The organism is Streptomyces avidinii (assembly GCF_014650695.1).
In the GTDB taxonomy this organism is placed as follows: Bacteria; Actinomycetota; Actinomycetes; order Streptomycetales; family Streptomycetaceae; genus Streptomyces; species Streptomyces avidinii.
In genome coordinates, this window is the sequence record NZ_BMVL01000002.1 from 46,711 (window position 1) to 59,113 (window position 12,403).

Genomic DNA, 12,403 nt, shown 5'->3' on the forward strand with positions numbered 1-12,403 from the left:
AGATATTGATGCCCCGCGGGGCGGTGATCTGCGGAGGCGATGCTCAGAACGTCAACCGGAAGAGGGCGCCGCCGCCCGGGGCGGCCTCCGCCGTCAGCTCGGCGGCGTGCGCCCGCGCGATCTGCCGAGCCATCGCCAGGCCCAGCCCCGAACCGGGCAGGGCGCGGGCCGCCCCCGCCCGGTAGAAGCGGTCGAAAACGTGCGGCAGATCCTCCGCCGCGATGCCGGGCCCGTGGTCACGCACCGTGAGCTCCGGCCCGCGGCCCGGGACACCCGGGACGCCCGGCACCAGCTCCACCTCCACGGGCAGCCCGCCCCGGCTGAACTTGGCCGCGTTGTCCAGCAGGTTCCCGAGCAGCCGGCTCAGCCGGGCCGGTACCCCGGGCACCACGACCGGCTCGGCGGGGACCCGCGCCTGGAAGGGCACGGCCGGCCAGTGCGTCCGCGCGGCCTGCGCGCAGTGCTCCACCAGCGCGCCGAGACGGACCTGTTCCACCAGCGGTTGCGGTTCCTCGTCGCGCGCCAGCTCGATCAGGTCGTTGACGAGCCCCGTCACCTCCCGCAGCTGCCGCCCGAGCGCGGCGGAGGCCCGCTCGCGCTGGTCCGGTGTGAGCCGGTCGGCCCGCGCCAGCAGTTCGGCGTTGGTGCGCAGTGCGGTCAGCGGGGTGCGCAGTTCGTGCGAGGCGTCCGCCACCAGTTGGCGCTGCGCGGTGACCGACTGCTCCAGCTCCCCGAGCATGGTGTTGAAGCTCCCGGCCAGCCGGGTGATCTCGTCCTCCCGGCCCGGCGGCGGCAGTTCGATGCGGTGCCGCGGATCGCGGGTGGCGGCGATCCGCTCGGCCGTCGCGGTGAGCCGGGTGACGGGGGCCAGGCCGGTCCGCGAGACCCAGTACCCGAGGAGGGCGGCCAGCAGTACCCCGGCCGCCGCCGTCACCACGAGCCACCCGGCCGCCTCCTCGATGCCGTCCTCGACCGTGTCGGCCCGCAGGGCGACCTGGAGCGCCCGGCCCTTCGCGTAGTCGGTGGTGAGCATCCGGGCGGGGAACCCGGCCACGGTGATGTTCGTGTAATAGGGGGCCTTCCGGCCCGCGGCGACCTGCCGCGCGGCCGGGTCCACGGGCAGCAGTCCCCGCGTGGCGGGGTGATCTGCCGGGTCTGCGGCCACCACCTCCGCGCACGCGGGAGCCGCCAGGAACCGGCACTCCCCCGCCAGGGGGCCCGGCGCTTCTCCCGGGTTGCGCTGGGCGGCGAGCCGCGCGGACTGGGTCAGGCTGAGGTCGAGCTGCTCGTAGAGCGCGGACCGGACCACGAGGAACGCCGCCGCGCACACCCCGACGGCCACGACGGCCACGGCGGCGGTGACGGACAGGGCGAGCCGGGTCCTCAGGGGACCGCGTCTGCGCCAGGCGCGTCCGAGCCTCCGGCGGCCGCCGCTCATGCCGCGTCCAGCCGGTAGCCGACCCCGTGGACGGTGTGCACCAGCCGGGGCTCGCCCCCGGCCTCCAGTTTCCTGCGCAGGTAGCCGACGTACACGGCCAGGGAGTTGGAGTCCGGCCCGAAGTCCCGTCCCCACACCAGCTCCAGGATCAGCTCGCGCGGGAGTACCTGGCCGGGGTGACGCAGGAGCAGCTCCAGCAGGGCCGCTTCGGTACGGCTGAACTCCAGCGGTCGGCCGCCCCGACGGCCCGTCCGGGTCGCGGGGTCGAGGACGAGGTCGGCGAAGCCGAGCGGGGCGGCGCCGACCGGTCCGGGCGCGGCCCGCCTGAGCAGCGCCCGGACGCGGGCGATCAGCTCGTCCAGGGCGAACGGCTTGACGAGGTAGTCGTCGGCGCCCGCCTCCAGGCCGTCGACGCGCTCGCTGACGGAGTCGAGCGCGGTCAGTACGAGGACGGGCGTACGGTCGCCCATGGCCCGCAGCTGCCGGCAGACGGCGAGCCCGTCGAGGACCGGCATCATCACGTCGAGGACGACCGCGTCGGGCTCCCAGGCCGCCACCTGCGAGAGCGCGGCCAGGCCGTCGGCCGCGCCCCGGACCTCGTACCCCTCGACCGTGAGACCGTCCTCGACGGCCGCCCGTACCTCGGGCTCGTCGTCGACGACGAGGAGGCGCTGCCTGCCCGTGCTGAGTGCGGTTCCCGTGTTGTCCATGGAGCTCATGCTGCAAAGCCTGCCAAACGCTTCTGAGAGAACCTCTTAGAACCTTCTTAGGGCGCACCGGGAGTGTGCGGCCATGACCACACCACCTCACACACCCGCGGCCCTCTCCGTCGTGATCGGTGCGGGCGGCACCGGCGGGCACATCTATCCCGGCCTCGCGCTCGCGGAGGCACTGCGCGACGCCGTGCCCGCAGCCGTGGTCTCGTTCATCGGGACCGAACGGGGCCTGGAGACCGAGCTGATCCCCGGCGCCGGCTACCGCCTGCACACCGTCGACATGATCCCCTTCGACCCGGCCCTCGGCGCGAAGAGGTACCTGCTGCCCGCGGCGCTGCTGCGCTCGGCGCACCAGGCGCGCTCGGTGATCCGGGCGCAGGGCGCCCACGTCGTCGTCGGCATGGGCGGTTATCCGAGCGCGCCCACCGTGCTCGGGGCGCGGCTGGCCGGGCTGCCGGCCGTGATCCACGAGTCGAACGCGGTGCCCGGCCGTGCCAACCAGTTCGCGGCCCGGCTCACCCCGCACGTCGCGGTGGCTTTCGACCGCAGCCGGGGGCACCTGTCGGGCGGGGACCGGGCCCTGACCACGGGAATGCCGATCTCCGCGGCACTCGCCGGCCTCGCGCGACTCCCCCGGCCGGACCGGGCGGCCGTGCGCGCCGAGGCCCGGCGTGCCCTCGGCGTCCCCGCCGGGCGGCGCCTCGTCGTCTTCAACGGCGGCAGCCTGGGCGCCGTACGGCTGACCGGGGCCGCCGTGGCGCTGGCCGGGCTCTGGCAGGGGCGGGACGACGTACAGCTGCTGATCAAGACGGGTCCGGCGGCGCTGCCCGGTGCGGTCGCCGACCTCGCCGCATCCGGCGGGCAGCGGATCGCGCGGGCGGCGGCGTACCTGGACCGGATGGACCTCGTCTACGCGGCCGCCGACCTGGTGGTGTGCCGAGCGGGCTCGGCGACCGTCGCCGAGCTGGCGGCGACCGGGGTGCCTTCGGTGCTGGTGCCCTACCCGTACGCCCCCGGCGACCACCAGACCCACAACGCGCGGGTGCTGTCCGACGCGGGCGCGGGTCTGCTGCTGCCCGACGCCGAGACCACCGCCGGGCGCCTCGCCGATCTCGTCGGCCCGCTGCTGGCCGACCCGGCCCGGCTGGCGGCGATGGCCGGAGCCGCCGACCCCGGCCCGCACGCGCGGGCCGCCGAACTGCTGGCCGCGGAGGTCCTCCGCGTCGCCGGCCTCGTCCCCACCCCACACCTGGAGCGCATATGAACAGCTGGACCGACCGCACCGTCCTCGTCACCGGTGCCGAGGGCTTCATCGGCTCGACGTTGGTGGACCTGCTGGTCGCGCGGGGCGCGCGGGTGCGCGCCTTCGTCCACTACAAGCCGTACGCCGAGAAGGGCCACCTGGCGCGTTACCTCGCCGATCCGGACGGCCCGGTGGAGATGTGGGCGGGCGACGTCCGCGACGCGGGCCGGGTCAGCGATGCGGTGGCCGGCTGCGACACCGTCTTCCATCTGGCGGCGCTGATCGGGATCCCGTACAGCTACGCCTCGCCGGGCGCGTACGTGCAGACGAACGTGACCGGTACGCAGAACGTGGCGGAGGCCTGCCGCCGGCACCGCGTGGGCCGTCTGGTGCACACCTCGACCAGCGAGGTCTACGGGACGGCGCTGACGGCGCCGATCTCCGAGAGCCATCCCCTGCAGCCGCAGTCCCCGTACTCCGCTTCGAAGATCGGCGCGGACATGATGGCGCTCTCCTTCCACCACGCCTTCGAGCTGCCGGTGGCGGTGGTGCGCCCCTTCAACACGTACGGGCCGCGCCAGTCGGCGCGCGCGGTGATCCCGACGATCCTCGCCCAGCTGCACGCGGGCTCCCGGGAGATCCGACTCGGCTCGCTCGCCCCGACCCGGGACTTCACGTACGTGACGGACACGGCCGAGGGGTTCCTGGCGGTGGCGGAATGCGACCGGGCGCTGGGCGAGGTGGTCAACCTCGGCACCGGCGAGGAGATCTCCGTGGGAGCCCTGGCCGAGGCCCTGATCGCTGCCTCCGGCCGGGATGCGGAGGTGGTGGTGGACCCTTCGCGGCTCCGCCCGTCGGGCAGCGAGGTCCAGCGCCTGCTGTCGGACAACTCCCGGGCCCGCGAGTGGGCCGGCTGGCGGCCGCGGGTCGGCCTGGAGGAGGGTCTGCGCCGCACCTCGGACTGGATCGCGGCGAACCCTTCGCTCTTCGCTCCGGACCGGTACGCGGTGTAGTGCCGGTCGGCCCGTCGCGGAGGCGGGTGCGGGGTGGGAGGGGCATTCTGGGTGCCGGAACACCCATTGATCGAGGAGGACGCCCGATGACGGGACCAACGGGACCCGGTGCTCTGCCTGAACCCGACCTCGTCGAGCGACCGCACGGTCTGACGGTGGAGCGCGCGATGAAGGCCTCGCCCGAGGCGGTGTACCGGGCGTGGACCGAGGGGTTCGACACCTGGTTCGCGGAGCCGGGCACGGTGCGGATGCGGGCCGCGGTGGACGAACCGTTCGTGTTCGTCACCCGGCACGAGAACCGGGTCCACCCCCACTACGGAAGGTTCCTGGAGCTGGAGCCGAGCAGGCTGGTGCGGCTGACCTGGGTCACGGGCGCCATGGGCACCGGCGGTGCCGAGACGGTCGTCACCGTCGAGCTGGAGCCCGCCCCGGACGGTGGGACCCGGCTGCGGCTGACCCACACCGGCTTCTACGACCGGGCCGGCGCCGAGCGCCACGAGCAGGCGTGGGCCGACCACGTCCTGCCCCACCTGGACGACGTCCTGACCGCGAACGCACGGGGCTAGGCCGTCTCTTTCGGATCTTGTCGGCCGAGCCCGCGGCGTCCGGTGCCGTTCATCGCAAGGCGGAGGGTCGCCCTTGTACTGGACGTACTGGGGCGGGCCCGACAACGCAGCGAGGTGCGGTGCCGGGCGCCGCGGGCCCGGCAAGATCCGGAAGAGACGGCCTGGATCCTGTCGTCTGCGCAGCCCCGGCCGTGCCACCGGCCGGGGCTGTTCGGGTCAGAGGCGGGAGCCGTTTCCGAGCGTGCGCCGGGAGGCCGGAGGTTCCGCGTCGGCCGGGGCGGGCGCGTCGGCCGGGGCGGGCGCGGTGGGCGGGGCGGGCGGGGGTACGTCGTCGGCGGCTCGTTCGGCGGCGGTGCGGCCGCGGGCGGCGGGCTGCTCCTGGGGGTCGACAGCGGGGGCGGGTCCTTGCCCGAGCGGGCGGCGCGCAGTGCTCATCGTCGTAGTCTCGCAGCCTTCCTGACGTGCCGTCCGGGGAGGGTGCCCGGTCGCGCCGCGCGTACCGCGGGCCGGTGGTGGGGACCCGGTGTCCCGCCTCGGCTGCCGCGGCCCCGAGGGCCGGCTCGCGCGGACCGGGGCCGCATCCGGGACGGATGACGACACGCACCGGACCGGCTGCCGCGTACCCGCGCGCACGGGCGGAGCCGTGGAAATCTGGGTCACTCCGGACTGCCCAGCACTCCGCGGACCACCGAGTGAAGGAAGCCACCGTCATGACCACGAACAGCGCGTACGTCATCGTCGGAGCGGGACTGGGCGGGGCGAAAGCCGCGCAGGTCCTGCGCGAGGAGGGCTACGACGGCCCGCTCGTCCTCATCGGTGCGGAACACGAGCGCCCCTACGAGCGGCCGCCTCTCTCCAAGGACTACCTGCTGGGCACGAAGGAGCGCGAGACGGTCTACGTACATCCGGAGCATTGGTACGCCGAGCACGACGTCGACCTGCGGCGGGGCGCGACGGCCACCGCCCTCGACACCGCGGCCCGCCGGGTGACGCTCGCCGACGGCCGCCGGCTCGACTACTCCAAGCTGCTGCTGACCACCGGTTCCTCACCGCGCCGGCTGCCCGTTCCCGGCGCGGACCTGGACGGGGTGCTGTACCTGAGGCGGCTGGAGGACAGCGACCGGCTCAAGCGGGCCTTTCGGCCCGGCGCGGCGGTCGTCGTGATCGGCGCGGGCTGGATCGGCCTGGAGACCGCTGCCGCCGCGCGTGCGGCCGGCGCCCGGGTGGTGGTGCTGGAGAGCGCCGAACTGCCGTTGCTGCGGGTGCTCGGCCGGGAGGTCGCCCAGGTCTTCGCCGACCTGCACCGGGACCACGGCGTCGACCTCCGGTTCGGCGTTCGGATCAGCGAGATCACTGGTGACGGGGACACCGCCGACGGTGTCCTGCTCGACGACGGCACCCGCCTGGCGGCGGACACCGTCGTCGTGGGTGTCGGGATCACACCCAACACCGGCCTGGCCGAGGGTGCGGGGCTGGAGGTCGACAACGGCATCGTCACCGACGACCACCTGCGCACCTCCGCACCCGACGTGTACGCGGCGGGTGACGTGGCCAACGCCCACCATCCCTTCCTCGGGCGGCGCATCCGGGTCGAGCACTGGGCCAACGCCCTTAACCAGCCGCAGACCGCCGCCCGCGCCATGCTCGGGCAGGACGTCGTGTACGACCGGCTGCCGTACTTCTTCACCGACCAATACGACCTGGGCATGGAGTACACCGGGTACGTGGAGCCCGGCGGCTACGACCGGGTCGTCTTCCGGGGAAGCGCCGAGTCCCGGGAGTTCATCGCGTTCTGGCTGGCCGGCGATCGCGTCCTGGCCGGCATGAACGTCAATGTCTGGGACGTCACCGAGCCGATCCAGACCCTCATCCGCTCCCGCGCGCCCATCGACCCGGTGCGCCTCGCCGATCCGCAGGTCCCCCTGGAATCTCTGCTCACCCGCTGACCGGGGCGGGTGGAGCCCGGTGCGCGTCGAGTCGGCGCAGAGCGAGGATGCCCCCGATGCCCGGGACGGCCGACAGCGGTACGGCCGCTCGGTCCGGGCCGCGCTCTCGGGTGACCGCGATGATGACGATCAGGTAGGCGCAGCCGTGCACCGGGCCCACGGCGGAGGCGAGCGCGGGCAGGTGCAGCACGCCGAGGTTGACCAGCAGGACGGCCAGGGTGGCGAGTTCGAGGGTGGCGGAGATCCGCAGGAGCAGGCTTGCGCGGTTCTGCATGTCAGGCTCCTGTGGTGGATCCGGGACGGACGATCATCAGGACGGTTACCGTGGCCCACAACAGGTTGAACACTCCGGTGTACATGGCCAGTTGTCGGACGGCCCGCTGTACGGCGGCCTGCTGCACGGCGGCCCGTTGTACGGCGGAGGTCGCCCGCGCGTCGGGGTCGCCGTGCAGGCCGGCCAGGGCCGCTGCCTGGCGGGGCAGCACCAGTCCGGCGAGCACAGCGGCGGCTGCGGCGGTCAGTGCCATCGAGGTGAGGAGCCAGGGACTGGTCAGCACCTGGAGGCTCCGGGCGGTCGCCAGGCCGAAGACCGGCACCACGACCGCGATCACGGCGTAGATCCGGCAGATGCGGTGCAGCGTACGGACCTCCGCGAGGGAACGCGCATCCTCGGGGGCGGCCAGGACTCGGCGCGCGGCCGCGGGGAACATACTGGCGGCGACGGTGACGGGGCCGATCGTGATGATCGCCGCCAGGACGTGGACGGCGAGGAGGAATTTCGTCACGCGGCCGATCCCGTCCGGTGGCCGGTGACCTGGGTGGCGGGCAGCCGGCCGGCCCTGGCGGTGCCGGTCAGTTCGTCTTCCGTCACGGTGACGTCGAAGACGAGGTGCAGACGCAGGGGCTTGGTGATCGACTGGCGCCACGTCAGGCGGTCGCCGTGGAGCGCGAGTGCGGTCAGCGGAACCTCCTCCGCGTCCGACGCGGCGACTCCGTGCAGGTCACCGTCGTGCGTGAACAGGCGGAGCACGGCCCGCTGCCTTCCGATGGGGGTGGCGAGGAGGAGGTTCCAGATGCCTTCAACGGACATGGGTGCGCTTTCTCGGTGGTGGGGCCGGTGCGGCGGGGCCGGGTGGTGAGGGTCAGAAGGCTGCGGGAACCGGGCCCGAGGCCTGCCAGACGGTGCCGCGGCGTTCGTGGGCGAACAGCTGTTCCACGGCGTGTGCGATGCGCGGGCCGAGTTCGCGCTCCAACAGGTACAGGCCCAGGTCCAGACCGGAGGTGACCCCCGCGCCTGTGACCAGGTCGCCGTCGTCGACGACGCGGGCGTCGATCGCCACCGCGCCGGTGGCATCGAGCAGGTCTCTCCCGAGATGGTGGGTGGTGACGGGCCGGCCCTCGATCAAACCGGCCATGGCGAGTACCAGGGAGCCCCCGCAGACCGTGGCGACGGTCAGTCCCGGCCGGTCCAGGGCGTCCTTCAGCAGTGCGGGCAGGCCGGTTTCGAGTGCGCGGCCGAGGAGGGCGGGAATGGAGTCGGCGTTCACCGGGGCGTCCGGATCGGAGAGGTCGCCCAACGGGCCGGCGGCGCCCGGCACGAGGACCAGGTCCGCGCTCCGCGGGTCGAGCCGGGCGGTGGCCCGCAGGGAGATCGGTCCCGCGCCGCCGGGTACCTCCCGCGGGCCCTCCGCGGAAACCAGTTCCACCCGCAGGGCTCCCGGTGCGGCCATCGAGCCGGCGTGCAGGACCTCGTACGGGGCGATGACGTCCAGGGGGTCGAAGCCGTCGAACAGCACGATCTGACACAGCATCGGACAGGGTTCCTTGTCTCTGGGATCGGCGCACGGATGCTGCGCCGACACCGACGCTAGTCACGGCCCCCAACCCTCGGAAGAGGCTGGAATGCCACCTTCCAACGGATTCCGGCCAACTGGAATCCCGGTCACCATGAGGCATCTGACCTGTAGTAATGATGAGACTGGTGCCCCGGCACGCGGATCGTGTGCACCGCGCACAGCTATGGTTGGGCCATGCATACCGTGGCCGTGATCGCCCTGGACGGAGTGATTCCGTTCGATCTGTCGACCCCCATCGAGGTGTTCTCGCGCACCCGTCTGCCCGACGGCCGCGCGGCCTACCGGGTCCGGGTCTGCGCGGCCTCCGCCGAGGTCGACGCCGGGGCTTTCACCCTGCGCGCGCCGTGGCCGCTGGCGGCGCTGGCCGAGGCGGACACGATCATGGTGCCGGGCACGGCCGATCCGACGGCGCCCGTACCCGAGGAGGTCCTCGACGCGCTGCGGGAAGCAGCCGGGCGGGGAACCCGGATCGCCTCCATCTGCGTGGGCGCATTCGTACTGGCCGCCACGGGCCTCCTGGACGGCCTGCGCGCCACCACGCACTGGTCGGCCGCTGATCTGCTGGCCGCGCTCCATCCTGCCGTCGAGGTGGACCCCGGGGTGCTGTACGTGGACAACGGGCACCTGCTCACCTCGGCCGGGGCCGCCGCCGGGCTCGACCTGTGCCTGCACATGATCCGGCGCGACCTCGGCTCCGCGGTCGCGGCGGACGCCGCCCGGCTGTCCGTCATGCCGCTGGAACGCGACGGCGGGCAGGCCCAGTTCATCGTCCACGACCAGCCGCCGGCGCCTCGTGGATCGGTCCTGGAGCCGCTCATGCGGTGGATGGAGGACAACGCCCGGCGCGAGCTCACCCTCGACGAACTAGCCCGGCAGAGCGGCATGAGCATCCGGACCCTGAACCGCCGCTTTCGCGAACAGACCGGCACATCACCCCTGCAGTGGCTGCACCGGGCCCGCATCCGCCAGGCCCAGCACCTGCTGGAGACCACCGCCCACCCCGTCGAACGGATCGCCGCGCAGGTCGGCTTCGGCTCCCCCACCGCGTTCCGTGAACGCTTCAAACGCCTCACCGGCACGAGCCCGCACGCCTACCGACGTACGTTCCGGACGCAGCAGGCGCCGTGACCCGGCCGGGGCGGTGTGAGCTGCCGTGCAGCCGGGTCGACGACGTGAGCGGGGTTTTCCGGCCTGATCCGTCTCTTTCGGATCTTGCCCGGGCCCACGACGCCCGGCACCGCACCCGGCCGCTGGCCGAACGTCCTGTGTGTGGTGCGATCACGGCGTCGACGCCCTCCTGGACAGCCCCGTTCACCGGGCGGAGCCCGCTGCTTCAGCAAGCTGGTGACCGTGGTGCAACGCGAAATCACCAAGGACGCCGCGCCGTCGGCCACACCACGACCATCGCTGACGGCGGCCACCAGGGAACCGGACTCGTCATCCCGCAGCTCCGCATCAAAACGAGGCGCTCCCGGCCATGTCGATTGCCGAATGACGGCACCGACGTGTCCCGAGACTCGGTGGCGGTCGTCGAATGGCCCATTGGCATCAGCGATGCGGACCTCGGCGAGAATGGCGAGATGAACCATCCGGTCTGATCCGGTCGCCCGATCCGACCGATCGCACGGTGGTGCAGAAGACAACGGCCGGAACCGGCGACGCAGGCCGGGCCGCCGAGGACCTGGCCTGCGCTGAACACATCGGCCGGCATTTCGCCGGAGGCGGTGCCGCGGCGGCCCCGTATCTCCACCGCGCGATCGACGATCCCTAGTTGCCGAAGGCAGCGAGGGCCAAGCGTTGGGCCACCACGGTTCCGGCGCCGTTGTCGAGGGACGACGACGTACCGATCGCGTATACCGCGCGCCGGTTGAGGTCCTGGGAGGCGAAGACGCCGCTCCGGTATCCCGGATCGGAGCCCGTCTTGCCCCACAGGACCGAGCCGTCGGGCAGCGGCACGGACATGAGGCCGACGCTGAAGCATGCCGTGCCCTTCGACGGGCCGGTGTTGCAGTTGGAGCCGTTGGCGTACGGCAGCGGCTTGCCGTCGGTGCCCTTCGGCACCGCGAACAGCTCCGCCGCCTGCGCCGGACGCAACAGTCGGCCGTCGAACAGGCCGGAGATGAAGCGGTCCAGGTCACCCGTGGTCGAGGTCATGCTGGCGGGCAGTCCGCCCTGCACGTTGACATCGACCAGCTCGCCGTTGCTCCTGGCCATGTAACCCGGCAGGTAGGGCGCAGGCACGGGCGTGCTGCGGCCCGGCACGGCGGCTCTGGTTTCCCGCATCTTGAGCGGCTTCAGGATGCGGGCAGTCACCTCGTACTGGTACGGGTGCTTGGTGATCTCTTCGATGAGCTTGCCTGCGACGCGGTAACCGAAGGAGTTGTACTCCTGCCGGGTACCCGGGCGAAAGCGCGGACCCGGCGCCGGCCTGCCCACGGGGCGAAGCGTCTGCTCGATGACCTCGTCGAAGGAGAGGTACTCGAAGCGGCGCTCGATCTCCTCGTCCGCCGGGGTGGCCGGGGACCCCTCGAAGTCCTGGGGCAGGCCACCGGTGTGGTTGAGCAGCTGCCGGACGCTGATCGGCTCCTCGAACCGGCTCTCCGGCAGCAGCCCGGGCAAGTAGTGCTGGACGCTCTGGTCCAGATCGACGCGGCCCTCGGCGGACAGTTGGAGGAGAATGACGGCCTCCATGGGCTTGCTGATGCTGCCGATACGGAAGTGCGCATCGGGGCTGATGGGCTTGCCGGTATTGATGTCTCCGGACGTACCGCGCCATCTCTGCCCGTTCTTGTGCACGTCGGCCACGATGCCGGCGGCACCGTCGTCCGGGCGCACGGCAATCGCCTCGCGCAGGGCGGCACGGTCGAGGTCCTTTGCGGTGCCGGCGTGCGCGGAGGCAGCGGTGGCGGCCTGCGCGGGGACGATGGCACCGAACGCCAGGGCGGCGGTCAGGGACAGGGCCGAGGAACGGCGCATGGGGGAATCTCCACTTGGAACGTGATGATCAAGTCCAGGTGAGTCTGTCCGTCCGAGTCTGCCCGGTTCGTCGGGGATCACCCTGCCCGGACCCTGATCATTCCCTGACCCTGCATCAGGGGTCCGGAGGACGGTGATCCCCCCGAACTCACGGTTGCTGAGAGGGTGGTTCGCCCTACTGATGCCCCTGGCGAGGGGACAGGCTGACGCCCTTCTCGGCGGCGAGGGCTTGCAGTTTCTCGACGTCGTCGGCGGGGACGCACACGAACGCCCGCAGGCCGCCGTCGCCGCGGCGCAGGATGTAGCTGGCAAGGCTGTCGGTCATCCGGTTGCCTTCCTGGTCGTAGAAGAGCCACCGGACGCGTACGAGGTAGATCGTGGCGCTGAGCCGTTCATGGCTCAGGCGCTCGAATCCGACGGAGGCCAGGCCGAGCCTGCGGTAGAGGGGGTAGGACTGTTCCAGCCCTCTGGCCATCGCTTCCCGGGATTCCAGGACGCCCGCGCCCTGCTCGTCGTTGAGGATCATGCCGGGGCTCCCCCACAGAGCGGCGGCCGCCTGGGCGTCGTAGGAGGTGAGGGTGCCGGCGTAGCGGTCGAGGTAGTCGTCGATCTCGGCTGCGATGTCGTCCATGACACCCACCGTAGGCGC

14 protein-coding genes are annotated in these 12,403 nt (G+C 72.6%); 5 read left to right on the top strand and 9 right to left on the bottom strand.

Going from position 1 to position 12,403, the window contains the following annotated elements; translation table 11 throughout:
* Positions 1 to 43 precede the first annotated feature (43 nt).
* Together IE257_RS04320 and IE257_RS04325 are read right to left on the bottom strand one after the other, a co-directional pair.
* The gene (locus IE257_RS04320; protein WP_189964890.1) at positions 44 to 1,438 is read right to left on the bottom strand and encodes a sensor histidine kinase; all 1,395 of its coding nucleotides are present in this window, start codon (positions 1,436 to 1,438) and stop codon (positions 44 to 46) included.
* On the bottom strand, positions 1,435 to 2,157 hold the full coding sequence (locus tag IE257_RS04325) for a response regulator transcription factor (protein ID WP_189964892.1): 723 nt from the start codon (positions 2,155 to 2,157) through the stop codon (positions 1,435 to 1,437). The genes IE257_RS04320 and IE257_RS04325 overlap by 4 nt, the downstream gene beginning before the upstream one ends.
* A 73-nt stretch (positions 2,158 to 2,230) precedes the next feature.
* Here IE257_RS04325 and IE257_RS04330 point away from each other — a divergent pair, with 73 nt between their 5' ends.
* From IE257_RS04330 to IE257_RS04340, 3 genes are all read left to right on the top strand, one after another.
* Positions 2,231 to 3,418 carry a UDP-N-acetylglucosamine--N-acetylmuramyl-(pentapeptide) pyrophosphoryl-undecaprenol N-acetylglucosamine transferase gene (locus IE257_RS04330; RefSeq protein WP_189964894.1) on the top strand — a complete coding sequence of 396 codons (1,188 nt, stop codon included), beginning with the start codon at positions 2,231 to 2,233 and terminating at the stop codon, positions 3,416 to 3,418.
* Complete coding sequence (locus tag IE257_RS04335) at positions 3,415 to 4,410, top strand: SDR family NAD(P)-dependent oxidoreductase (RefSeq protein WP_189964896.1); 996 nt, start codon at positions 3,415 to 3,417, stop codon at positions 4,408 to 4,410. The genes IE257_RS04330 and IE257_RS04335 overlap by 4 nt, the downstream gene beginning before the upstream one ends.
* A gap of 86 nt (positions 4,411 to 4,496) precedes the next feature.
* Positions 4,497 to 4,976 carry an SRPBCC family protein gene (locus tag IE257_RS04340; RefSeq protein ID WP_189964897.1) on the top strand — a complete coding sequence of 160 codons (480 nt, stop codon included), beginning with the start codon at positions 4,497 to 4,499 and terminating at the stop codon, positions 4,974 to 4,976.
* Positions 4,977 to 5,192: 216 nt separating this feature from the next.
* On the opposite strand, the gene IE257_RS04345 is transcribed toward IE257_RS04340, so the two are convergent.
* On the bottom strand, positions 5,193 to 5,411 hold the full coding sequence (locus IE257_RS04345) for a hypothetical protein (protein WP_189964899.1): 219 nt from the start codon (positions 5,409 to 5,411) through the stop codon (positions 5,193 to 5,195).
* Between the two features lie 275 nt (positions 5,412 to 5,686).
* Between IE257_RS04345 and IE257_RS04350 the strand changes: the two genes are divergently transcribed.
* Positions 5,687 to 6,922, top strand: a complete 1,236-nt coding sequence (locus IE257_RS04350; protein ID WP_189964901.1) for an NAD(P)/FAD-dependent oxidoreductase — start codon at positions 5,687 to 5,689, stop codon at positions 6,920 to 6,922.
* On the opposite strand, the gene IE257_RS04355 is transcribed toward IE257_RS04350, so the two are convergent.
* From IE257_RS04355 to IE257_RS04370, 4 genes are read right to left on the bottom strand one after another with little or no spacing between them, the layout of a single operon-like run.
* The gene (locus IE257_RS04355; protein WP_189964903.1) at positions 6,912 to 7,196 is read right to left on the bottom strand and encodes a DUF3817 domain-containing protein; all 285 of its coding nucleotides are present in this window, start codon (positions 7,194 to 7,196) and stop codon (positions 6,912 to 6,914) included. The genes IE257_RS04350 and IE257_RS04355 overlap by 11 nt on opposite strands.
* Before the next feature lies 1 nt (position 7,197).
* Positions 7,198 to 7,707 carry a hypothetical protein gene (locus tag IE257_RS04360; RefSeq protein WP_189964904.1) on the bottom strand — a complete coding sequence of 170 codons (510 nt, stop codon included), beginning with the start codon at positions 7,705 to 7,707 and terminating at the stop codon, positions 7,198 to 7,200.
* Positions 7,704 to 8,012, bottom strand: a complete 309-nt coding sequence (locus IE257_RS04365) for a hypothetical protein (RefSeq protein WP_189964906.1) — start codon at positions 8,010 to 8,012, stop codon at positions 7,704 to 7,706. The genes IE257_RS04360 and IE257_RS04365 overlap by 4 nt, the downstream gene beginning before the upstream one ends.
* Positions 8,013 to 8,064: 52 nt before the next feature.
* Positions 8,065 to 8,733, bottom strand: coding sequence for a DJ-1/PfpI family protein (locus IE257_RS04370; protein WP_189964908.1), 669 nt, complete (start codon positions 8,731 to 8,733; stop codon positions 8,065 to 8,067).
* A 219-nt stretch (positions 8,734 to 8,952) separates the two neighbouring features.
* On the opposite strand from IE257_RS04370, the gene IE257_RS04375 reads away from it, so the two are divergent.
* Positions 8,953 to 9,906: a GlxA family transcriptional regulator gene (locus tag IE257_RS04375; protein WP_189964910.1), complete on the top strand. Its 954-nt coding sequence runs from the start codon at positions 8,953 to 8,955 to the stop codon at positions 9,904 to 9,906.
* Between the two features lie 639 nt (positions 9,907 to 10,545).
* On the opposite strand, the gene IE257_RS04380 is transcribed toward IE257_RS04375, so the two are convergent.
* Complete coding sequence (locus tag IE257_RS04380; RefSeq protein WP_189964912.1) at positions 10,546 to 11,754, bottom strand: serine hydrolase domain-containing protein; 1,209 nt, start codon at positions 11,752 to 11,754, stop codon at positions 10,546 to 10,548.
* 175 nt (positions 11,755 to 11,929) lie between these two features.
* Positions 11,930 to 12,385 carry a DUF6841 family protein gene (locus tag IE257_RS04385; protein WP_189964914.1) on the bottom strand — a complete coding sequence of 152 codons (456 nt, stop codon included), beginning with the start codon at positions 12,383 to 12,385 and terminating at the stop codon, positions 11,930 to 11,932.
* Positions 12,386 to 12,403: the final 18 nt, after the last annotated feature.

Coding starts and splice junctions, on each gene's coding strand:
- IE257_RS04320 (WP_189964890.1), bottom strand. CDS start 1,438: ATGAGCGGCGGCCGCCGGAGGCTCGGACGCGCCTGGCGCAGACGCGGT.
- IE257_RS04325 (WP_189964892.1), bottom strand. CDS start 2,157: ATGAGCTCCATGGACAACACGGGAACCGCACTCAGCACGGGCAGGCAG.
- IE257_RS04330 (WP_189964894.1), top strand. CDS start 2,231: ATGACCACACCACCTCACACACCCGCGGCCCTCTCCGTCGTGATCGGT.
- IE257_RS04335 (WP_189964896.1), top strand. CDS start 3,415: ATGAACAGCTGGACCGACCGCACCGTCCTCGTCACCGGTGCCGAGGGC.
- IE257_RS04340 (WP_189964897.1), top strand. CDS start 4,497: ATGACGGGACCAACGGGACCCGGTGCTCTGCCTGAACCCGACCTCGTC.
- IE257_RS04345 (WP_189964899.1), bottom strand. CDS start 5,411: ATGAGCACTGCGCGCCGCCCGCTCGGGCAAGGACCCGCCCCCGCTGTC.
- IE257_RS04350 (WP_189964901.1), top strand. CDS start 5,687: ATGACCACGAACAGCGCGTACGTCATCGTCGGAGCGGGACTGGGCGGG.
- IE257_RS04355 (WP_189964903.1), bottom strand. CDS start 7,196: ATGCAGAACCGCGCAAGCCTGCTCCTGCGGATCTCCGCCACCCTCGAA.
- IE257_RS04365 (WP_189964906.1), bottom strand. CDS start 8,012: ATGTCCGTTGAAGGCATCTGGAACCTCCTCCTCGCCACCCCCATCGGA.
- IE257_RS04370 (WP_189964908.1), bottom strand. CDS start 8,733: ATGCTGTGTCAGATCGTGCTGTTCGACGGCTTCGACCCCCTGGACGTC.
- IE257_RS04375 (WP_189964910.1), top strand. CDS start 8,953: ATGCATACCGTGGCCGTGATCGCCCTGGACGGAGTGATTCCGTTCGAT.
- IE257_RS04380 (WP_189964912.1), bottom strand. CDS start 11,754: ATGCGCCGTTCCTCGGCCCTGTCCCTGACCGCCGCCCTGGCGTTCGGT.
- IE257_RS04385 (WP_189964914.1), bottom strand. CDS start 12,385: ATGGACGACATCGCAGCCGAGATCGACGACTACCTCGACCGCTACGCC.